Genomic DNA, 22,808 nt, shown 5'->3' on the forward strand with positions numbered 1-22,808 from the left:
GCTCTTTCTCCACCATTTGATCGAAGCGTGAGAGAAATCTCACGCTTTTTATTTTTGTTTAGTGCCGCAAAACACACTGTAAATAAAGCAAAAGACCTATCCTCTTTGCTGCTTAAGCGTGATCAATTTCAGGAATACGCAAAACCTGTCCAGGATAAATTTTATCGGGCGACTTCAACATCGGCTTATTGGCTTCAAAAATGACAGTATTTTTATCGCCTCGCCCTTTTCCATAAACTTCTTCAGCAATTTTCCAAAGATTATCACCAGATTTCACCTCATAAAAGCGAGAGGCTTTCATAGACGTAGTGTCTGCAATTTTTAATTGATCAATATCAACAGAAGAAATACCCTGTGAATTGCCAACAATCAAAAGTGCTTTTTCAAGTGTTTCCCTATCTGGAACCTCACCACTCAAAACAGCTTTGCCATCTTCAACCTGAATATTCACTTTTTCTGTGCTAAGTTGAAAATTATCGAACGCTGCTTTAAAATCTTTTTCTTTTGGCTCATGATCCCCAATACCAAGCTTTTCGCCAACCGTTTTAACAAAATTAAAAAATCCCATTATGGCCTCCTTGCGTGCAATGGATGCAAATTTTGCATATATAACCACTGTCTTTGCTTTGCTCTTAAAACAGATAGGCGGATTTTCTAAACTTCAACGATCAAAAATAAACTTGTTCAATTCTGGGACAAAGACAGCAATAGACTTTAATAAAAAACATCTCTATGAAAATTTTTCACACACAAAGGGATCTTAATGCGCACAAAAACATTATGAAATTGCAAAGATAAAACAAGCTTTTACCGTAAAGATGAAGCGTTTTTTTCTTAGTTACAATTTGTATCATATTTGTTTTGCAAAAAAAATGTGAACTCCCATATAAATAACGTGGGTAATTTGCTGCAACGGCAATAGAAAGGTCTAAAAAGTCATGAAAGATACTCCAACAATCACGCAAACGATTGTACTTGTTGATGATGACCGCAATATTTTGACATCTCTATCTTTTGCGCTTGAAACAGAAGGCTATCGCGTTGAAAGTTATACAGATGGGGCATCTGCACTCAAAGGTCTAACATTGCATCCCCCACACTTAGCTATTTTTGATATTAAAATGCCCCGAATGGATGGAATGGAGCTTTTGCGTCGATTGCGTCAAAAGTCTGATATTCCGGTTATTTTTCTTACCTCTAAAGATGATGAAATTGATGAACTATTTGGTCTTAAAATGGGAGCTGACGATTTTATTACCAAACCTTTCTCTCAACGTCTTCTTATTGAGCGCGTAAAAGCTATTTTGCGCCGTTCCAATGCTCGTAATCAACCGCTTGCAACAGGAGCCTCGCCCACCTCTTCTCTCAAACGTGGAGATCTTGTGATGGATCAAGAACGTCACACCTGTACATGGAAAGATAAACCTGTTATCCTGACTGTTACAGAGTTTTTGATTCTACAAACCTTAGCACAAAGACCAGGAGTTGTGAAAAGTCGTGATGCTTTGATGGATGCTGCCTATAGTGATCAAGTCTATGTAGATGACCGTACCATCGATAGTCACATTAAACGTCTGCGTAAAAAGTTTAAACAAGTGGATGATGATTTTGCAATGATTGAAACACTTTACGGTGTAGGTTATCGTTTCCACGAGGTATGAAGCTATTTTGTCGCAAAAATTTGAACGGCGATCAAATCGATGACAAAAAACACTCAACCGGAAACTTTACAAAAAACGGCATCAGACAGCATCCTACAAACACCATTTCTTATGCTTGCCCATTTCCATTTTCGGGCACAACGTCTGCTTAGACAATTGCTTTTTTCCAGTCTTACACGCCGCATCGTCATTTTAAATATTGCTGCCCTTGCTATTCTTGTTACAGGCATTTTATACCTTAATCAATTTCGTGATGGTTTAATTGAAGCGAAAATAAAAAGCTTATGCACCCAAGGAAAAATTATCGCTGGAGCCATTGCTGCCTCTGCAACGATAGATACGAATTCTATTCTCATTGATCCCCAAAAACTTTTGGAATTACAAGCTGGAGAAAGCGTTACACCCGCACCTCAATCAACCGACTCTTGGGATTTTCCCATTAATCCTGAACAAGTCGCTCCTCTTTTACGGCGCCTCATCACACCCCAAACGACAAGAGCACGTATCTATGATCGTGATGCTACTTTGCTTCTTGATTCGCGCGTTCTTTATTCTAGCGGCGAAGTTTTCAGCTATGATTTACCCCCACTTAAAACTGAAAAAAACCTTTGGGAACGCCTCACTTCATGGTTTTCAAGCCTACTTTATGGTAATGGTATTGCCATTGATAGAAAGCAAGCAAAAAACCGAAGTATTGCTTATCCAGAAGTTTACCGAGCACTCAATGGATCTCTTGCTACTGCCAAACGACGCAACAGACAAGGTCAATTAATCGTTTCTGTTGCCGTGCCTGTTCAACGCTATCGTGCAGTGGTGGGAGCGCTTCTTCTTTCAACCACTGGTTCAGATATTGATAACATTGTAAAAGGTGAAAGACTGATTATTTTTAAAGTCTTTGCCGTTGTCGGAAGTGTGCTTTTGGTACTTTCTCTCTTTTTAGCCCATACAATTGCTTATCCATTGAGCAAATTATCTGCTTCTGCCAACCGTGTGCGCAATGGCAATAATAAGCGCGTAGAAATTCCTGATTTTTCAATGCGCGAAGATGAAATTGGTCATCTTTCGACCTCTATTCGTGATATGACCAATGCACTCTACATGCGCATTGAAGCCATTGAACGTTTTGCTGCTGATGTAAGCCACGAATTAAAAAATCCGCTTACCTCCCTGCGTAGTGCTGTTGAAACGCTCCCACTGGTTAAAAATGAAGAAGAACAGGAACAATTGCTTGAAATTATTCAACATGATGTGCGTCGTCTTGACCGTTTGATTACTGATATTTCTGATGCCTCTCGGCTCGATGCAGAACTTGCTCGTGAAACCGCGCAGATCGTTGATATGACACTACTTTTGGAAAGTCTTGTTCATGCTGTTCATGAAGTATACCGTAATACGCAAACCATTGATATAAGCCTTAATATTGTCCCGCGTCCTCATGGAAAAGCCTACCTTGTGTGGGGACATGAACTCCGCTTAGGGCAGGTTATTTCAAACCTCCTTGAAAATGCACGTTCCTTTATTCCCCATGATGACGGCAAAATTTGTATAACTATGAAAAGTGATGCTTCAACTCTTACCTTAACCATTGAAGATAATGGTCCTGGTATTCGTTCAGAGAATATTGAACGCATTTTTGAACGTTTCTATACGGATCGACCAAACGAGGATACATTTGGACAAAACTCAGGACTCGGTCTTTCTATTAGTCGGCAAATCATCGAAGCTCATAATGGGACAATTACAGCTGAAAATATTGTTGACCCCAAAATTGAAAATAGTAAAACTGGTGCACGTTTTATTATTGTGCTCCCCTTCGCTAAATAAACCCTTTACCCAAAGCAAAAGGCATGACAACAAAAAATGAAATACTCCATGCAAATTGCCTCCAACTTGGAGGGAAAGGGCTCTTAATTACAGGACCATCTGGTTCAGGAAAATCAACCCTCACCCTTTCTTTGCTTGACCGCGCTGGATGGTCAAAACGTGAAGCGAAGCTTATCAGTGATGATTATACAATGCTCTGTGTGGAAAATGGAAAACTCTGTGGATACACTCCGGAAGGTTTGCAGGGCGGTATCGAGATTCGTGGTGTTGGTCTCTATACAATAGAGTTTGAAAAACAAACAACCATTGATTGCGTTATTCTTCTCGGTCCTGAATATGAACGCTTCTTCACGAATCAGACTTTTAAATTTGCGGATCTGCATATTCCTCTTTTAAAGCTTCCCAGCCTTCGTGAAGCAGACTGCACAGCCGTTTGTCAGGCTATTGAAGCGTTCTTTTTTAGGAAAATATGGTCTAAATCTGTCTAATCTTTTTCTAAAGGGGAAAAAACCATTATTTTTGCCTTTTTTTGAAAATTTTTCTTGGCAGCACAGCAAAGCCTTGTAAAATACCTTTCCCACCATATGGTCGGATCTTTAGTTAACAGGAGTTTTTGTAAAATGATTGGACTCGTGCTTGTAACGCACGGTGAGCTAGCTGTTGAATTTTTGCATGCTGTGGAACATGTTGTTGGAACACAAGAAAAATTTGCAACAGTATGCGTCTATCCTGATGATGACATGGATCAGCGCCAAGGTGATATTATAGCCGCAGTTTCCTCTACAGATACAAATCACGGTGTGATTATATTAACAGACGTGTTCGGTGGAACACCGTCAAATATAGCTATTCCTGCTATTGAAAAAGGACGCGTTGAAATGATTGCGGGAGTTAATTTACCAATGCTTATTAAATTGATTTCTATCCGGCAATGTCCTGATATTTCATTATCAGAAGCTTTAAGAATAGCGCAAGAAGCGGGGCGTAAATATATTAATGTACCAAGTATGACTTTAATAGCGGATAGTTAAATACCGATGCTTTCCAAAGATACTCTCCCATGTATATTAAGTCGCCATTTCAACATCTGTAATAAACGTGGGTTGCACGCCCGTGCTTCTGCAAAGTTTGTACAAACTGTTGACAATTTCAACGCCATTGTTGAAGTTGAAAAGGATGGCAAAATTGTTGGTGGCTCATCAATTATGGGCCTTATGATGTTAGCAGCTTCACCTGGTTGTAACCTCACCATCCGCGTTTCAGGACCAGAAGCAAGTGACGCTCTCGATGCTCTTGAAAAACTTATCAACAATAAATTTGGAGAGGAGCACTAAAACTTTTTACCAAAAAAGACTTCTTCCCATAATTATTTTTATTGGCTTCCTCGTTTTCTTGCAAAAATATCAGTGTTCATATTCCATTTGCATTGGCGTTACGATAATTATAAGCGTGAATGCTTGTAATCACCGTGTTGTTGTCATTCTTATGAGTTTACTTTCCCACTGATATGTGACCAATTTGAATGTTTGAGCATTATAGCCATCACTATGTTTACATGCATGATTAAATATTTATAGAGATATGTTAAGGTCGCTCTACATCTACTTTTGACCAATGTAAAAGATGATGTGACAATCAGAAATTCATTAACTTTCCTTATTTTAGGCTGTATTTGTGGTGTTAATAATGAAAGTCTAACTGCATACCTCTGCGAGGTAAATTCACACAAATGTAGCTTTTCTAAAACCATAACCATTATCTTAGATTCATAAGCTTTATAACTTTGGTATAATTATAGCAGCCATTTTTTAGCTATTCTTTTTCTATATGATTGCCCTATTCCTGTGGTGCAATCCACTATCAATTCATCCGCCATTGTGCTCGCGGTGGTGTTTTTAAATTATAAGGAGATACCATGCAACGTTTATTTAGTGCTCTTCAGATTCCACAAAAAACAACAGAAGAACTTATATTGCTGCAAAATGGCTTGCCAAACGCAGAGTGGATTAATCCGCAAAATTTTCATATTACTTTGTCTTTTTTTGGTGAAGTTGAGAACTCCTTGGCAGATGAGATTATTCGTGCCTTTGACACAATAAAGCTTCCTCCTTTTGTGCTAAAAACGAGAGGTTTCGAAGTTTTTGGTTCAGAAGATTCTCCCCACTCTCTTGTTGTCCGCATTGAGCCTTGTGAAACCCTTAATCTTTTACATGAACAGATGCAAAACATCCGTAATTCTTTGAAGTTAACTCCTGATAAAAAGAAATTTACCCCGCATATTACTCTTGCACGATTGCTCGATATCAAACCTGAGGATCTTCCTCCTTATCTATCTTCTTGGGGTGATTTTTCATTTCCTGCCTTTGAGATTAATCATTTTGTCTTATTGTTATCACCATCTCCCTCAAGCGATGCTCCTTATGTTGTAAAAGGAAATTGGACACTTCAAGGATAAAAGGTGTTAAAAACACCCTTTAAAACCTTTTCTGATGAAATGTTTCAAAATGTGAAGCTGCTATATGTAATGCTGTGGTTTTGCGCTGCAAATGCTTTTGTTGAAATGCTTATGCCGTATCGGATTCAACAGAAGCTTGCTTTGCTCCCCTTTTGGTTACACCAACTATCGCTGGACGTAACACACGTTCACCAATGATATAACCTGCCTGAACAACTTGTTGAACAGTATTATCTGGAACATCAGAATTAGGAATTTCAAACATTGCTTGATGAAAGTGAGGATCAAATTTTTGCCCCTCTGGATAAATTTTCTTCACCCCATGACGTTCTAACGCTGCTATCATTGCACGCTCGGTCATTTCAACACCCTCAGCTAGCGTTTTCAGACCAGCATCATTTTCCTTTGCCCCTTCTGGAATAGCCTCCAAAGCACGATTGAGATTATCAGAAACAGATAACATATCGCGTGCAAAATTAGCAATTGAATAAGCTTTTGCATCAGCCACATCACGTGCAGTACGACGCCGAAGGTTTTCCATATCTGCAGCAAGACGTAAAAGTTGATCTTTTAGTTCCTTATTTTCATCCTGCAAAGCAGCCAAAGAATCAGTAAACTCATTTCCTTCCTCTTCAACGTCTGCGCGAGCTTCTGCTTTACGCATTTTTAAAAACTCATCGGCAGCTTGTTTAAGTGCATCACGATCAGATGGTTTTTTCAAATCGCGATTTTCCAATGAAGCGTCAGTAAATTTGTTTTTTTCCTCAGACATAAAAATTCCATTCCTTCATAAAATTTATTATTATCGATATCGAAATTTTACAGACAAAAATCAAGGGGTATTTGCGCATCTTAACACAATGAGCGTCTATAAAAAATATCGTCTGGGTTGTTCTAACGCAATAACTGCGAGACAAGTTGAGCTGTATAATCAACCATAGGCACGATTCTTGCGTAATTAAGCCGTGTTGGCCCAATAACTCCTAAAGCACCGATGACTCGTTGTTGTGAATCACAGTAAGGTGCCACCACTAAAGAAGAACCAGAAAGCGAAAACAACTTATTTTCCGAACCAATAAAGATACGTACTCCTGAACCTTCATCCGTTAAATCAAGTAGCTGCGCCATACTTTCACGGGTTTCAAGATCATCAAACAGGTGTCGTAACCGCTCTAAATCTTCTTCTGCCTTCACATCTTCAAGCAAATTACTCCGCCCACGAACTATAAGATGGATTTTATGATCAGCACCTTCTCCCCCCCAAAGAGCTAACCCTGTTTCAACAAGATGATGAGACAAATGATCAAGTGCAGCCCGTGTTTCTGAACATAAACGTGCAATTTCCTCTTTAGCTTCACTCAATGTTCGCCCTTGAATATGGGCATTGAGAAAATTTGTTGCCTCCGTTAATTGTGCATGGGTAACCCCTTCCGGTAAATGAACAATACGATTTTCAACCTCACCTTGTTGCGTTACTAAAACTGCAAGAGCATGTTCGCCATCAAGGCGCACAAATTCAATATGCTTTAACGTCCCTTCATATTTTGTCGCTAGAACCAATCCTGCTCCACGTGAAAGATCTGAAAGAACTTGGCTAGCTTGGACGAGAAAATGTTCTATTGATTGTGCATGACCAGCTTCCTTGACTTGGGTTTCAATACTTTCGCGCTCCTCAGTTGGCAAATCACCCGCTTCCATAAATGCATCGACAAAAAATCGTAAACCTGATTGTGTCGGCATTCTTCCTGCAGATACATGAGGTGCATAAATTAAACCAAGATGTTCAAGATCACTCATCACGTTGCGAATTGTAGCAGGTGATAATGTCTGTTGCAAAAGCCGTGAAAGATTTCGTGATCCCACAGGCTCACCATCATTAAGGTAGGCTTCAACGATATGACGAAAGATATCACGTGAACGCTCATCAAGATATTTTAGTTCATTATCAATAGGTTTGCGCTTCATCACAATTGTTTCACTACTTTAAAAATACTCTCTTCTTATATAAGTTTTGCCAAGGTTTGGTCAAATAGTCTAAAGCAGTGCGAAAGCATAATACATATTTATCATAAAAAAAATGCTATCATTAAAAAGAAAGATACTTTTATATGTCTTTCCAATCATTCTCCTCATAAAATAGGTAAGATTTCATTTAAACGGAATATGAATAAACATTCAAAAAAATTGTGTCTCCTAAAATCGACAGAACTTATATTATACGATCGTTCAAGCTGGTTTTTAGCATAAAAAATAGCTACCCTCTTTTTATTTTGGAGAAATATATAATGAGAAGCATAACAAACAAAAAACTCGTCATTGCTACACATAACACCAGCAAATTACATGAAATTAATACATTGCTCACCCCCTTCGACCTAAAAATACAATCAGCAAAAGAGCTTGGATTGCCTGAACCAAAAGAAACAGGAACAACGTTTGAAGAAAATGCTTATATCAAAGCCTTTGCAGCCGCAAAAAATACAGGACTTCCTGCTCTTTCTGATGATTCAGGCTTAGAAGTGGATGCATTGGGTGGTGCACCAGGTGTTTATACAGCTGACCTCGCTCTTCAACCCGATGGCACACGTAATTATTCAAAAGCTATGCAAAAAATAGAAAACGAACTCCAAAAAATCGGAGCTTATGAAAAAATCCAGAGAAAATGTCGGTTTATATCGGTTATCTGCATTGCATGGCCCGATGCTCATGCTGATTATTTCCGCGGATACGTTGAAGGTACATTTATTTGGCCTCCACGCGGCGATAAAGGTTTTGGCTTTGATCCCATTTTTTTACCAGATGGATATAAAAATACCTTTGGCGAAATGACAACAGAGCAAAAACATGGCTGGAAACTCAACGATAAAACACCTCTCTCGCATCGTGCACGTGCTTTCAAGCTTCTGGCAGAAAATCTTCTGGTACTCTCATGAATGAAGCTTTTGGTATTTACATTCATTGGCCTTTTTGCGCTGCCAAATGCCCCTATTGTGACTTTAATTCACATGTTCGCGTAAATGGGGTTGATCAACCACGTTTTGTAGCCGCTTTTGAACGCGAAATAGAAACACAATATCATAAAATAGGTCCACGTCATATTACGAGTATTTTTATTGGTGGGGGGACCCCCTCTCTTATGACTCCTCAAACTGTTAATGCCTTATTAGAAGCGATTGCAAAAAAGTGGACAGTCAATGATAAAGCTGAAATTACACTTGAAGCCAACCCATCCAGTGTGGAAGCAGAACGCTTTCGCGGATATCGTGCGGCAGGAGTTAACCGTTTGTCCCTAGGTGTACAAGCGCTTAATGATAAAGCACTACGACAACTTGGTCGTCTCCATGATGTGAAGCAGGCTCTTCATGCTATTGCCTTAGCACGAAAAATCTTTCCACGTTTATCTTTTGATCTCATTTATGCACGCCCCGAACAAACACTCCAACAATGGAAATATGAACTTTTCCAAGCCATTGATCTGGCAGCAGACCATCTTTCTCTTTATCAACTGACTATCGAAGAAGGAACCGCCTTTAAACGGCTTCATGCCGCAGGAAGACTTATCCTCCCCGCATCAGAACTCGCTGCAGATCTGTATCATCTTACCCAAGAAATAACTTCACTGCACGGACTTCCAGCCTATGAGATCTCAAATCATGCAATTCCCGGTGCCGAATCAGCGCATAATCTTCTTTACTGGCGTTATCATGAATATGCAGGTTTTGGACCAGGAGCACATGGACGTTTTATCGAACACCCGCTGAATAATTTCTCTGCTTGTTCAAAAGTATCTTCACCTCAAACTGAAAACTATGAACGCTATGTCACAATAAATGAAAAATATCCTGAACATTGGCTCGAATTGGTAGAAACTACCGGACATGGTTGTATTGAGACAGAACAATTAACCACAGTACAACAAGCAAACGAAATGCTCCTCATGGGCTTGCGTCTTTGTGAAGGTTTGGATCTTACACGCTATGAAAATTTAAGCCCCAATAGCTTACCAATGGAAAAACTTATCGATTTACAACAACAAGGGCTTGTAGAAATAGTAGAAAACCAGCGCTTAAAAGTGACCAGAAAAGGACGCATTCTTCTTGACTACATTATCAGCCAACTAGCAAACTAAACCGCTCCTAATTTCAACCTGCCATCACATTCAAAAGAGATTGCTTCTCTAAGAAAAAAAATCAACAATGAAACGTTCATAAATAGAAGTGAGGTTTTCGATTGCATCAAGCGCTACACACTCATCCACCATGTGCATAGTTTGCCCCGGTAAACCAAATTCAACTACTGGGCAATAATCCTTGATAAATCGTGCATCCGAAGTGCCTCCTGAAGTTGAGCATTCCGGCATATTCCCTGTCACACTCTCAATCGCCTTTGACAAAGTTTTAATGAGGTTATCATTTTTGGTCAAAAAAACACTTCCTAAACTTTGCACCCATTCAAGCTGATAACAAGGTAATTGATTATTATTATCCTTTGATTGCACTGAAGCAAGACGCTTTTCAATTGCTGTCATAAGCGTTTCTTTTGTCCAAAGATCGTTGTAGCGTACATTAAAACGAATTGTTGTTTGCGCTGGAATAACGTTCACTGCCGGATTCCCCGTGTCAATGGTTGTTAATTCCAAATTACTGGGTTGAAAATTTTCCGTTCCCTGATCTAAAGCAGTTTGTGTCAACGCTTGAATAAGCTTACTTGCTAAAGGTAATGGATTAGCTGCCCGCTCAGGAAAAGCAACATGGCCTTGGCAGCCTTTAACTGTAATAATACCAGAAAGTGATCCTCGGCGACCAATCTTGATCACATCACCAACAGTTTTTACGCTTGTTGGTTCTCCCACAAGGGCTGCAGTCCATTTTTCACCTTTTTGCTCTGCCCATTTTAGAAGTTTTACCGTACCGTTAAGTGCAGGACCTTCTTCATCACCAGTGATCAAAAGGCTTACCATTCCTTTAATGGGCTGTTTTTCAAGAGTCCGAGCCAGAGCCGCAATAAAACAAGCGATCCCGCCCTTCATATCAACAGCACCCCGTCCGTATAATTTCCCTTGATCTACCACACCCTCAAAAGGAGGATAGGTCCAATTTTCCAACTCACCTGGTGGCACTACATCCGTGTGACCAGCGAACATAAGATGCGGTCCTTCTTTCCCCATTTTTGCATAAAGATTTTCAACATCTTCTGTATCTTTATCCCTAAAAATGGGACGCTCAACATTAAACCCTATCTCTTTTAGAATTTTTTCCAAAGTTGATAAGGCACCCGCTTCATGAGGCGTAACAGAAGGACAACGGATAAGCGCCTGTGATAGCTTAAGTGGATCTGTAAGAACAGTCATAGACGCTCTTCCAATTTGAATTTAAGAGTTATCAGAAATTATTAAGCTAAATTACAAAAAAGATAAAGCAAAAACATTGAAGACACTCAGCAGATAACGCAGGGGAAGACAATCATGCTGAGGCTTCAATGGTTTCTCACCATGCATGACAAAACATATACATAATGAAATGTTATACAAAAAGTTCCATTAATATTGCTTTCTTAAAGGTTTTTTTTCATATCTCCAACCGATATGAATGAAAATTGATCGTTTGCAACATATGACCATTTTTTTTTAACCAAGTACGATACACTTTACTGTTGGGACAAAGTTTTTCACAAAGAGTCCAAAATCTTGGTCCATGATTCATTTCGATAAGATGGGCTACCTCATGCGCAACAACATATTCAAAAACTTCTTTTGGCGCCATAACAAGACGCCATGAAAAAGAGAGGCGCCCATCTACTGAACAAGATCCCCAACGACTTTTGGTATCTTTATAGCGGATTGATTTAACCTCACGCCCTATTTTATGCGCATAACTTTTTACCAATGGTGTTATAATGATTTCAGCCTGTTTTTTTAAAACATCAGAAACACGCCTTGGCAAATATTCCAAATGACCATAAACGATAATTTGTGGTTCTTTTCCCGCATTACCTGCAACAATTTCAGTTACTCCACGCCCTTCTCTATGTCTTATAGTATGTGTAACACCCAATAAAGGAATCGTTGTACCTTCTTTGAGATAAGCACTTTCATGAGAAACTTGTACGCAAGCAAGGCGTGCCTCAATCCAAGATCGGTGCTTTTCAATGAACCCCTGAACCGAACAAAGACTTGTCGCGGGCGGTGTTGTTAAATAAATGCCCTGTCGGCTCGCATCAATACGTAATGTGAAACGGCGCGCGTGTTTATGTTCGCGCACGTGCAGAGGCACAATGCGATCAGAGAAAATAAAGGACTGCTCGTAAACACTCATGCATTATGTCTTCATCATCAATGAATTTGACTCTTATCCTGCATTAATCCGATCAATCAACGATTTCAATACTGTTTCTAAGCAATCCAAATCTTGCGGACGCGAAAACCGATGATCTGCATCACGAACGAGTGTCAGTGTTACATCGTGTAAAGGCAAATGATCAAGTAAAGTCAATGTGTGCTGATAGGGTACATCCTCATCTTCCATCCCCTGTAAAATATGGACTGGACAGCCAACATCAATGCATCCTTTCATGACGCAGTTGTTGCGCCCATCTTCAATCAATGCTTTTGTAAAGGGCATCGGCTCTTCATCACCAACTGCAGGCCGCTCAATATATCCTTTTTCTTCCAAAATTTTCCATTCTTCCGGCCCTAACTCTGATTCCACCAATGTTTGCGTAAAATCAGGTGCCGGTGCAATCAACACCATACCTGCAAGCATCCTATTTTTTTGCGCAAGCATCAAAGCAAGCTTGAGAGCAATCCACCCCCCCATAGAAGAACCAATCAAAATTTGTGGTCCTTCACAATAGGTTTCAAAAGCTGCTAAACTTTCCTTAACCCAACGTGAAATCGTCCCTTGAAAAAAATCCCCCTCAGATTCTCCATGGCCAGAATAATCAAAACGTAAACAGGATAAGTCATTCTTTTGAGCAAAACCGTCAACCATTATCGCCTTGCTCCCCAGCATATTAGCTTGGTAACCCGAAAGCCAAACCAAACCAGGAGAGCGAGAGCCTTTGCGATGACGTACTGCAAGTGCAGTTTCTTCAAATTGAAAAAATTGGCAAGAAATATTTTGGTCCATTATTATTCCTCCTCCATGCAACATTCTTACTTATAAAAGAAAAAGCTCTATCTTCCAAGTCAAGTCTCAAAACCATAAATCAAATAATGAAACGAATTCTAGTTGTTTTTCCGTATATAATTGTATATTAAATAGGGTGTAGTAGATGAATCAAATTAAGGAGCATAAACCATTCGCAGACCGTTTAAAATGACACCCACCCAGAAAGATGGGCCACGTTCAAATCAGGATATTCGGGTTCCCTGCATTCAACTCATCAATGATGAGGGACAACATCAGGGGATTGTTTCAACACAAGAAGCACTTGCTATGGCTGCAGATGTTGGGCTTGATTTGGTTGAGATTGTACCAAATGCAGACCCTCCCGTGTGTAAAATTGTCGATTTAGGAAAACTGAAATATCAAACCCAAAAAAAAGCGGCTGAAACACGCAAAAAACAAAAAATCATTGAGATCAAAGAAATTAAGATGCGTCCAAATGTTGATATTCATGATTATGAAGTCAAGCTGAGGGCTGTTCATCGCTTTATTGGTAACGGTGATAAAGTGAAGATTACTTTACGTTTTCGCGGTCGTGAAATGGCGCACCAAGATCTTGGAATGAAACTTCTTCAGCGGGTTAAGGAAGATACAAGTGAGATTGCTAAGATCGAATCTGAGCCAAAACTCGAAGGCCGTCAAATGATGATGGTGATAGCGCCTAAATGATTTTTTATTGAAATAACAGAGAGCGCAATACAGCGATAGCGCACAACTTACCTAAAGTAAGCGTATGAATGTAATTTTAAGAGCACTGCATATGATTGTTGTAGTGCTTCTTGAAAGTGGTGGGTATCATGAACTCATCTCTCTCTAGGAGGGCACTTCTTTATAAAAAAGTTAAACGTCTTTAATTGAAAGAGTGCCTCGGTCTTGCATACAACAATGATAGTATATAGAAGCGCTGTATGATCAAAAAACAAATTTCCTCTTTTGATAAACAGCTTATCATTCGTCTTTTACGAGAAAATTTTCATAAACATGTGCATTGGTACAGTGCAGCTATTTTTTCAATGATTATCATTTCCTGCACAACTGCAGCCAGCGCATGGATGATGCGTGATGTTGTCAATTATATTATTGATGCGCAAAACTTTAGTATGATTGTTTTGGTGTCTAGCATCATTGCTTGCATTTTTATTCTCAAAGGGATTGCGACTTTTGCCCAAATTTATTTTCTAAGCAAAGCAGGCAACAGTATCGTTGCTGAACAACAACGCAAAATCTATGCGCGCCTTATGGAACAGGGAGTCTCCTTTTACCAAAATAATACTTCATCCGATCTTCTTGTCCGTGTGACCCATAACGCGACAGCAGCCCGTAATGTCATTGATACCATTATCACAACCTTTGTACGTGATTTGCTCTCCGTTAGCGGTCTGCTACTTGTTATGTTTATTCAAAATTTTGCGTTAATCACTATTACATTAATAGTAGGGCCACTGGCTTTTTTTGGTGTTCGAATGGCGTTAAAACGTGTTCGTAGCCTTGTGGAAAAAGAACTTCTTTCGCTCGGTGAAATTATCAAAATTGTGCAAGAAAGTACTATTGGTATTCGGGTCATTAAAGCCTTTTCATTAGAAGAACTGATGAAAAAACGCATGAATCAAGCCATTTGTGATGTTGAAAAACAAGCAAATAGTATTGCAAAACTTGAAGCCATTACAAATCCAATTATGGAAACACTCGCTGGCGTCGCCATCGCAGGTATTATCTGTTTTTCCGGTTACCTTGCAAACCAACGTGCAGGCGTTCAAGGTGAATTGATGTCTTTTATTGTCGCTTTACTTCTAGCTTACGAACCTGCAAAAAGGTTAGCAAATGTACGTGTTAAAATTGAATCTGGCTTAGTCAATATCCGTACAATGTTTGAAATACTCGACACTCCCCTTACATTGATAGAGCATAAAGAAGCTAAAGATCTGGATAAAACGCAAGGGGCTATTCGTTTCGAACATGTTTCTTTCGCATATACGGATAACCAGATGGTGTTAAAAGACATCAATCTAGAAATAGAGCCTAGGAAAATGACAGCATTGGTGGGACCCTCTGGTTCAGGAAAATCAACTCTTATCAACCTTATTATGCGCCTTTATGACCCTACACACGGACGCGTATTGATCAATGGTCAAGACATCCGCTACACTACATTTCGCTCCCTTCGAAACCTTATGGCCTATGTAGGGCAGGATACTTTTCTCTTTCAAGGAACTGTTAAATATAATATTGGACTTGGAAAAAAAGATGCCAGTGATAAAGACATTATAAAAGCAGCAAAAACAGCCAATGCTCATGACTTTATTATGGAGTTGCCAAACGGTTATGACACACAGATAGGCGATAATGGCAGTAAGCTTTCAGGTGGACAAAAACAACGACTCGCCATCGCCAGAGCAATGCTTCATGATAGCGAGATCTTGATTCTTGATGAAGCAACAAGCGCTTTGGACTCACATACAGAAGCCCAAATTAGTGAAGCACTTCATCAACTCACTAAAGGGCGTACAACTATTGTTATCGCCCATCGCCTTTCAACAATCGTTCGCGCTGATAAAATCGTTGTAATCCAAAATGGGCAACTGATTGAACAAGGCACCCAGAAAGAATTGCTAGCAAAAGAAAATGGCTTTTACAAAAAGCTTCATCACATCCAATTCAAAAAGCAAATGTTCTAAGCGATTGAATTCTAAAAATTTCAATCCTTAATAGTCTTTTTCATAAAATAGGCCAACACTAGAATTCTTTTCATTCCCTATGGCACCTTTAGCTTTAAGATGACGTGAAATATCCAAATTAATTGTTCCCTTCGTCGTCCCATCTGACCCCGCCTCAAAACCTAAGTAAACGTTATTGTGTATGTAACGTCCAACACGCAAGCCCGTATTACCCTTTTCATCAACGATAACATCAAGATCATCAAGACCAATTTTAGTCCGTAATGCATTTAATAAAGACGTATTAGAAGCACCTGCAAGTTCAGCTGCCGCTGCCGCAAGTTGAGCAATTTGAAATGGTGATAATTCGTTAAGAGAACGATTAAAAATCAAACGCGCTAAAACTTCATCCTGTGGCAAATTCGGTTGTGAAGAAAAATTAATATCAAGATTATCAATCGTTCCACTTACAGTTACAGTAACGCGAATATCACCACTATTATTGTTGGTCACAAAATAAACCGTAGGATTAAGGTTACCGCTAAAACTCGCTTGTCCTTGATCAAAATTAAGGCGCTGTGAAAGAATATCAAAACGTCCACGAATCATCCGAAACTCACCAACTGGATGGACATCATTCAAGGGTCCTGCTAAGTTAATGCGTCCTCCCAGTTCGGTATCTAACCCTCTCCCCCGTACAAAAAACTGATTGTGTGCCGTAATACGCATATCTGAAAACACAACAGATGAAGACTCTTGAGAGATATCACGCGTTTTGGTAGTGATTTTAACATCAGCACGTTCGAGCGTTTTTTGAATCGATTTAGTTAAATTCCTATTTTTAATATCAAGAAATTTTGCGTTCTGAAAATGATCGGGAACAAGAATTTCAGCTTTTTCAACGATGACATCACCACCAATAACAAGGTTACTTAAAAAATGACCCGTCATTGTCATCTTACCGGACAACGTTGCAAGAATCATAGAACCATCATTATAATTGGCGTGATCAAGATGAAGTACCAAATCTGTCTCTAGATCATGAGAGATACGGCCTGAAGCAGAAATTGATCCCCCCTCAGATGAAGAAGCTGAAGCTTTCTCTATAAGAATATGATCGCCATTCGATTTACCTTCAATTCTTATATTTTTTAATCCTAAATTTGTTTTTGAATCAAAAAAGCTACCATCGGCTATAGAAAGATGCCCTACCAACTGTGGCTTAAATAATTCACCATTAAGAGTTGCATCAATTCTGGCTGTACCCGTCATATGCGCACCGCGCTTAGCTAACAAGAGATCAATAAAAGCAAGAGGTATTATCCCTTTAACATTCAATTTTGCCTCTGAACCATTGAAAGAAATAGGCCCATTTATGGAGAGATCTAATCCTTTATCTCCAGTTGCTATCATATTCTCAATATGAAAAGTCGATTTTTTGTAAGAACCGCGGGTATTCATATTGATCGACATAAGTCCTTTATGCGTCATAGCGGTCAAGTTTTGACTAGAAAGCTCAAAATGAGCAGATGGATCATTCATTGTTCCACCAATATCGACCTTGCCTCTTACCGTTCCTTCTAACGCTTGCCCTTCAATAAAACTATTAACCAACCGCGCAGATAAATCTTGCAAATTAATATGGAGATCAAGTTTATTTTTATCTAAAGATACAGTGCCCTGTGTTTGCGCTTGTATCCCTTCTCCCGTTAAATTTGCATTTACAGTAAGAATTTTGTCTACTGTTTTACCTGTAGCAGAAAGCACAAAAGGCATTATTTTTTTATCTTGAAAAATAGCTGTCGTCAGCCCCTCACCTTTTATATCATAGGTCATATAAGGCTTCTTTAAATGACCCCGAATCATAACCTGCCCTGTTAAAGTACCAGCAGCTCCAAGATCAGGTTTCCATAGATTAGCTAAAGCAACAGGAAGAGCATTCATTATAAGATGCAAATTAAGGGTATCGTAAAAGTTACCCGCAAGGACAACATTGCCGCCATTGACAGAAAGTCCTAATTTATTGACCACTATCCCATCTTTATCAAAAACAATTGTAGCTGGTTTAGGCAATATTGCATGAAAACTGGATTGTTTCACGTCAAGAGTTTCAATATGTACTTCTCGTTTCATGTCTGCTGGAAGTCCTTGCGTAATGACACGACCAGAAAGCTTTGCATTTATATTATTGTGCAGCATTGCTTGAACAGTAAAAACTGTTTGCCCATCGTTGGCATTGGCGTTGGCCTTTAAACGATTAACCATCATCAAAGGCGTTTGGATATGCTCCGCATTAATAAAGCCTTCAAACTGTGCCGTGCCGAAGGGATCAAATATATCACCTTTGACTTCTAACTTCTTAATTTTATTCTTTGCAAAACTAAAACGATCAACATGTGCTTTCATATTGGCTTTTTGTCTGCCATTGTGTTGATCAAAAACAAAATCTCCTTTTACTTTTCCACCACCTTCCTGCAAAAACAATGCAGAAAGCACTGAAATATCGTCAGCGTCAATATGCAAAGCTCCTGTCACAAAACCCTCAAGTGTTTGAGAAAGATTACCGGTTATCTTCGCGTTCCCTCCTTTAATATTGATATTTTGAAGCTTTCGACTCTGATTGGCTTCCCCAAACGAAGCAGATACATGCAATGGCTTTTCAGCGAAAGTTCCTTCACCTTCTACAAAGCCTGTTAAATAAGAAGCAATTGGCGATGTATTATCCACCACTGTATTGATAACAAATGTTGTATTCTCAAGTTTTTTGCCTACCAAAAACGCTTCCGCAACATGGGCACGTGTGTTAAGCGTTATACGACCGTTTTTTCCTCTGGCAGCACTCTGGATTGTGAGAGCACCACTTATCCTCGGATCCAACATGGCAAGATCAGATACTTGAGCAAATATATCCATCTTAGCGCTCTCACTTGAAAAACGTCCATCGGCCTTTATGTTCGCATATTGATTTTTCAGATCCAAACGACGTAAAACTAAACCCATCGTGTTTCGAGCAGCGCCACCTGAAAGCGTAAGATTTCCCTTGAATAAACGATCAAAAGGTTCCACGCCTATTTTCATATTGTTGGCCATTCCTGATAACACAAGATCAAAAGTGCCACTCATTAAACCAATTGTTCCTTCGGCTTTAATATCTGCACTACCAGAAAGTGGTTGTTCACTTAACAGGCCCAAGGGAGCAAATGTTTGTGCTTTTAAACCAAGATTGCCTGTAAAAACAAAATGGTCCATTGTTCCTCTTAACCAAGCAGAAAAACCTTGAGCTGTAACACTAAAATCATGAATCAAAACTGGTTTTCTAGAAATAATATCAGTATCTAGATGCACATGAACCGTTTGGTTTAAATTTTCTGCCAACACACCCTTTGTCTTTGTAACCCCCTGAAGCGTTCCATTAACCTGAAGACCAACATGACGAGAAGCTGCATCATCAAGATTTTCGCTCACTCCCCCCATATCAAAAATTGCATCACGAATATGAATATTTTGATTGCTCAAATGATGTACAACAAGGCGTCCATTCCAGGATTGTTGCCCTTCGCGGCCATAGTCAATGGTTAAAGCAAGATTATCCGCATGCTTTGGTGCTTCTGATACTGGTAGATGCGCAGACTCCTCTTCCTTATCAAGCGTCATTTTACCATCAATAAAAAGCCGACGTAAAAATCCATCTGCTGTTATTTCAGCATTGGCCACAACATTCATTGCTTTCCCTTGAATGACCATACGATCAAGATGCGTTACACCTTCTCTTGTCACCCTTGCCTCTGTTTCCAGCATGACATCAGATTCGAAGAGATTACGATATTGAGGAGGCATTAAAAGGCCAAGCGTACCCACCAGTTTAGTAGAAAAACTCTGTCCTTCTGAAATACTTGCAAGAACAACATTGCCATCTAAAATAGGGTGATGATCTGCCTCTAAATAAAGTTTGACAAGCAAATCATCAAAAGTACCCTCACCTTTAATAGCAAGATTTAATGCAGGGCGCTTTTCAATGTGAAGAATATTAGCCACAATGCCATTTTTCGGTTCATCAGCAGAAATATCAATTTTAGCTGTACGGTCACTATCGGATATCTTTGTTAGAACAGAAAAAGAACCTGGTGCATCTAAACGGTGCGCTGCTATATCAACATCAAAGTCACCATTAGCCAAAGTCAGGTGTCCTTTTAACGACACATCAGCAGAAAAACCAAAAAGGTTCTGTTCAAACGCCACATGTTTAGCCGTAAGCGTATTGATAGAAATGGCAAGTGGCAATTTTGGAAGAGAGAATTTTCTCGCTTCAATAGAAGAAATAAGGGTAGACCCATATGGTTTGCGTAAAAACGTAATCCGTTCTACCGAAAGCTGGTTAATATCTATGCGCCCCTTAAGCAACGATAAGCGATTCCAATCCATTTTAGCATTGGTAATTTTAAGCCAAACACCCTTTTTATCACTAACGGTAATGGCATCAATTGACGTTTGAGAAGACAAGGTCCCCTGCATATTATGTAAACGAACTTGCCGATTAGGCGTTGAAAGTCTGCGTTCAATTAAAGAGACAAACCATGAACGATCATCCGCTGTGACTTCGCTAGCAGCTGTCTTGCCTCCCTGCGTAAAAACAAAAGTGCTCACCAGAAGAAAAAAAAGTCCAGATAAGAAAATCAATAAACGCACACTTTTTTTCATTAAAATGCTTGCCCTATACCCACATAAAAACCAACGCGAGGATCACCTTTTTCTCGCTTAAGAGGAAAGGCTAAATCAATCCGTAAAGGACCGAGGCCTGTCATATAACGGCTTCCAATACCAGCTCCCCATTTAATTTTTTGAGAAAAATCAAAATGCGCCTTTTCTCCTACAAGACCTCCATCAAGAAAACCGACAAACCCTATCTTATCATTTAAAGAAAGACGTAATTCTGCCGAACCCTCAACAAGCGCCCGCCCACCAATAACAGCATTATTTTCTGTTTTGATACCAATATTGCGATACGCATAACCGCGAACAGATCCGCCACCACCAGCAAAAAAGAGAGTATCTGAAGGTACATATGCTGCATCGCTCCCAACAATCGTACCAAGCTTTGCCCGCGCTGCAAAAATAAAACGATCCTTTTCATCCAACGTCCAATAAGAACGTCCTTCCACAGTCATTTTTGTCACAAAACTGCTAAAGCGCATTTCATAAAAAGGTTCAACAATCGCTTCACCATACAAACCTTTCGTCGCATTGAACTTATTATCACGACTATCATAAATCAAACCACTCGGTAACCCAATTGTTGTAAAATTACGGCTCCCCAAATAGACATCACGTGAATAACCATTAGAAACTTCTACAGCAACCTGCCCCGATAAATCACTATTGAAGATGTGCGTAATACCCAATTTTCCTCTGATGGCTTTTGTCATGTAATTATCTAAGACATCTTGCTGCACTTTTAATTCTGTTCTGAAATCCGTATCAGGAGTAAGTACACCAGGCTTTATAAATGTACCTCCGAAAAGATAATCAAAATTTTTGAAATTATAAGATTGCTTCTTATGACTGGCGACACCGCTTATTTTTGTCTCGATTTTAAGAAGTTCTGCATGGCCAAAAAGATTTTTATGCATCCAGTAAGATTCAAAACCCGCACCATCTAATGTTGAATAACTACCACCAACACCGAAACGTCGTGGCTTACGTTCTTGTACAACAAGGGTAAGCGGTAAACTACCATCAGGATTAATTGCATCAGCCTCACGTAGATTTACAGCACGAAAAACGTCAAGTCGTGCAAGTCGTTCATTAGCCTTAGCCAATGCATTAGAATCGTATTTTTGACCTAGCTTTAATCCTGTCATCCATGCGATGTAAGCTGAATCTACGCGTGGCTTCTTACTAATGTTACGCACACTTAAAGGACCGTAATAAGCCTCTCGTCCAGGATCAACCGCAATCTGCGCATCAATGAGACGTGCAGCATGGTCAGCAATCACTTCACTGTTAATAATTTTAGCTTTAGCATAACCTTGTCGACGCCATCCTTCAAGCGCCCATCTTTCTGCTTTAAGAATGGTTTCAGATTTAGCAACAGCTCCAACTTTATAGCCCAACTCTTCAATCGTGTGCAATTTATTGGTTTTATATTTTACGAATGGAGCAACTTTATCAATACCTGCAACACTAAAAACATATCGTGGACCGGCATCAATCGTAATAACAATGTTGGATTGTGCTGGGAGTTGAGTCATGGGACTCAAATCAGCAGCTTCCAAACCATTAATCTTAATACTAATAACACCACCATAGCGTCCATCAGCATAAAGAGCAGAAAGAATTGCCCGATAATCCGAACGGGCTTTAGCCAACAAACCAGAAGAACTAGATAAGGCTTTATCTTTATCAGCAACAAGGGAAGATACAGCCTTAACTATTTTAACACCTTCTGGCGGTGCACCTGGTGATGCAACGACATCAACTTTATAAAATTTCTCTGTACCGCCAATATTAGAAGAGGAATTTGGTTTTTTTTGACCAAAAAGAGGAATACCTAAAAACTCAAATGCTGCAAGCGGCTGCGGAAAAGCAAAAACAAAGCATAGAGCTATAAATACACTGCGCATGATTCCTGATTTTAACAAAATCCGTGTCCGACATATCATCAAATCAGATACCTTTAGTACATTTACATCTTTATAAATAACATCAAACAAAAAAGATAAATATATCTACTTGCAATATTTCATACGTTTGCTCACATCAAATAACACTTTTTTCTTGAAAGACATAACGCCATCCCCCCTTATATTCAAGAAGTGCTACACTGCTGTGCAACACAAACAGCTCCACTCTTTTTTCCTAGCATATTCATTTAGCGCATTATAAACGTTTTATTTCGCCGCATATTATCATGGTTAAATTTGTGCAAATTACTATCCATGATTGCATTACAAAAACTTGGACATGTATATAGATCTCTCACCCCAAAAAACCATACGGACACTTCTTGATTTTTATGCGCAGATATGATTGTTTCTTCCAAGTTAAAAAG

At 39.4% G+C, this 22,808-nt stretch carries 18 protein-coding genes; 10 read left to right on the forward strand and 8 right to left on the reverse strand.

Translation table 11 applies throughout. The features are described 5' to 3' along the window. Nucleotides 1–112: 112 nt before the first annotated feature. Nucleotides 113–568, reverse strand: coding sequence for a peptidoglycan-binding protein LysM (gene lysM, locus QHG54_RS05705; RefSeq protein WP_317992543.1), 456 nt, complete (start codon nucleotides 566–568; stop codon nucleotides 113–115). A gap of 370 nt (nucleotides 569–938) precedes the next feature. Between lysM and QHG54_RS05710 the strand changes: the two genes are divergently transcribed. From QHG54_RS05710 to thpR, 6 genes are all read left to right on the forward strand, one after another. Beyond that, nucleotides 939–1,661, forward strand: a complete 723-nt coding sequence (locus tag QHG54_RS05710; protein WP_007552305.1) for a response regulator transcription factor — start codon at nucleotides 939–941, stop codon at nucleotides 1,659–1,661. A 39-nt stretch (nucleotides 1,662–1,700) separates the two neighbouring features. Next, entirely contained in the window at nucleotides 1,701–3,485 is a 1,785-nt protein-coding gene (locus QHG54_RS05715; protein ID WP_317992542.1) for a sensor histidine kinase, read from the forward strand. A 23-nt stretch (nucleotides 3,486–3,508) separates the two neighbouring features. Further along, nucleotides 3,509–3,973: an HPr kinase/phosphatase C-terminal domain-containing protein gene (locus QHG54_RS05720; protein ID WP_406604000.1), complete on the forward strand. Its 465-nt coding sequence runs from the start codon at nucleotides 3,509–3,511 to the stop codon at nucleotides 3,971–3,973. A 132-nt stretch (nucleotides 3,974–4,105) separates the two neighbouring features. Further along, nucleotides 4,106–4,516, forward strand: coding sequence for a PTS sugar transporter subunit IIA (locus QHG54_RS05725; protein WP_317992540.1), 411 nt, complete (start codon nucleotides 4,106–4,108; stop codon nucleotides 4,514–4,516). 6 nt (nucleotides 4,517–4,522) lie between these two features. Further along, nucleotides 4,523–4,819: an HPr family phosphocarrier protein gene (locus tag QHG54_RS05730; RefSeq protein WP_317992539.1), complete on the forward strand. Its 297-nt coding sequence runs from the start codon at nucleotides 4,523–4,525 to the stop codon at nucleotides 4,817–4,819. 581 nt (nucleotides 4,820–5,400) lie between these two features. Further along, complete coding sequence (gene thpR / locus QHG54_RS05735; RefSeq protein ID WP_317992538.1) at nucleotides 5,401–5,940, forward strand: RNA 2',3'-cyclic phosphodiesterase; 540 nt, start codon at nucleotides 5,401–5,403, stop codon at nucleotides 5,938–5,940. A 109-nt stretch (nucleotides 5,941–6,049) separates the two neighbouring features. On the opposite strand, the gene grpE is transcribed toward thpR, so the two are convergent. After that, nucleotides 6,050–6,712 (reverse strand): nucleotide exchange factor GrpE, encoded by a 663-nt coding sequence (grpE, locus tag QHG54_RS05740; protein WP_317992537.1) that lies wholly within the window; start codon nucleotides 6,710–6,712, stop codon nucleotides 6,050–6,052. 122 nt (nucleotides 6,713–6,834) lie between these two features. Beyond that, nucleotides 6,835–7,905: a heat-inducible transcriptional repressor HrcA gene (hrcA, locus tag QHG54_RS05745; protein WP_317992572.1), complete on the reverse strand. Its 1,071-nt coding sequence runs from the start codon at nucleotides 7,903–7,905 to the stop codon at nucleotides 6,835–6,837. A 320-nt stretch (nucleotides 7,906–8,225) separates the two neighbouring features. Between hrcA and rdgB the strand changes: the two genes are divergently transcribed. Continuing rightward, on the forward strand, nucleotides 8,226–8,873 hold the full coding sequence (rdgB, locus tag QHG54_RS05750) for an RdgB/HAM1 family non-canonical purine NTP pyrophosphatase (protein WP_317992536.1): 648 nt from the start codon (nucleotides 8,226–8,228) through the stop codon (nucleotides 8,871–8,873). Then, nucleotides 8,870–10,069: a radical SAM family heme chaperone HemW gene (gene hemW / locus QHG54_RS05755; RefSeq protein ID WP_406604001.1), complete on the forward strand. Its 1,200-nt coding sequence runs from the start codon at nucleotides 8,870–8,872 to the stop codon at nucleotides 10,067–10,069. The genes rdgB and hemW overlap by 4 nt, the downstream gene beginning before the upstream one ends. A 48-nt stretch (nucleotides 10,070–10,117) precedes the next feature. Here the strand turns inward: hemW and dapE are convergent, their stop codons facing one another. The 3 genes from dapE to QHG54_RS05770 all read right to left on the reverse strand — a co-directional run bounded on the left by dapE (nucleotide 10,118) and on the right by QHG54_RS05770 (nucleotide 13,067). Then, nucleotides 10,118–11,290 (reverse strand): succinyl-diaminopimelate desuccinylase, encoded by a 1,173-nt coding sequence (gene dapE / locus QHG54_RS05760; protein ID WP_317992534.1) that lies wholly within the window; start codon nucleotides 11,288–11,290, stop codon nucleotides 10,118–10,120. A 217-nt stretch (nucleotides 11,291–11,507) separates the two neighbouring features. Further along, nucleotides 11,508–12,254 carry a SprT family zinc-dependent metalloprotease gene (locus QHG54_RS05765; protein WP_317992533.1) on the reverse strand — a complete coding sequence of 249 codons (747 nt, stop codon included), beginning with the start codon at nucleotides 12,252–12,254 and terminating at the stop codon, nucleotides 11,508–11,510. 33 nt (nucleotides 12,255–12,287) lie between these two features. Continuing rightward, a complete protein-coding gene (locus tag QHG54_RS05770; RefSeq protein WP_406604002.1) occupies nucleotides 12,288–13,067 on the reverse strand; it encodes an alpha/beta hydrolase in 780 nt (259 codons plus the stop codon). A gap of 189 nt (nucleotides 13,068–13,256) precedes the next feature. Between QHG54_RS05770 and infC the strand changes: the two genes are divergently transcribed. Together infC and QHG54_RS05780 are read left to right on the forward strand one after the other, a co-directional pair. Continuing rightward, nucleotides 13,257–13,775 carry a translation initiation factor IF-3 gene (gene infC / locus QHG54_RS05775; protein ID WP_317992531.1) on the forward strand — a complete coding sequence of 173 codons (519 nt, stop codon included), beginning with the start codon at nucleotides 13,257–13,259 and terminating at the stop codon, nucleotides 13,773–13,775. Between the two features lie 239 nt (nucleotides 13,776–14,014). Beyond that, nucleotides 14,015–15,781 carry an ABC transporter ATP-binding protein gene (locus tag QHG54_RS05780; protein WP_406604003.1) on the forward strand — a complete coding sequence of 589 codons (1,767 nt, stop codon included), beginning with the start codon at nucleotides 14,015–14,017 and terminating at the stop codon, nucleotides 15,779–15,781. A gap of 27 nt (nucleotides 15,782–15,808) precedes the next feature. Here the strand turns inward: QHG54_RS05780 and QHG54_RS05785 are convergent, their stop codons facing one another. Together QHG54_RS05785 and QHG54_RS05790 are read right to left on the reverse strand one after the other, a co-directional pair. Continuing rightward, entirely contained in the window at nucleotides 15,809–20,458 is a 4,650-nt protein-coding gene (locus QHG54_RS05785) for a translocation/assembly module TamB domain-containing protein (RefSeq protein WP_406604004.1), read from the reverse strand. Then, nucleotides 20,458–22,419 carry an autotransporter assembly complex protein TamA gene (locus QHG54_RS05790; protein WP_406604005.1) on the reverse strand — a complete coding sequence of 654 codons (1,962 nt, stop codon included), beginning with the start codon at nucleotides 22,417–22,419 and terminating at the stop codon, nucleotides 20,458–20,460. Before QHG54_RS05790 ends, QHG54_RS05785 begins: the two co-directional genes overlap by 1 nt. Nucleotides 22,420–22,808 lie beyond the last annotated feature (389 nt).

The organism is Bartonella gliris (assembly GCF_045277155.1).
Classification (GTDB): Bacteria; Pseudomonadota; Alphaproteobacteria; order Rhizobiales; family Rhizobiaceae; genus Bartonella; species Bartonella gliris.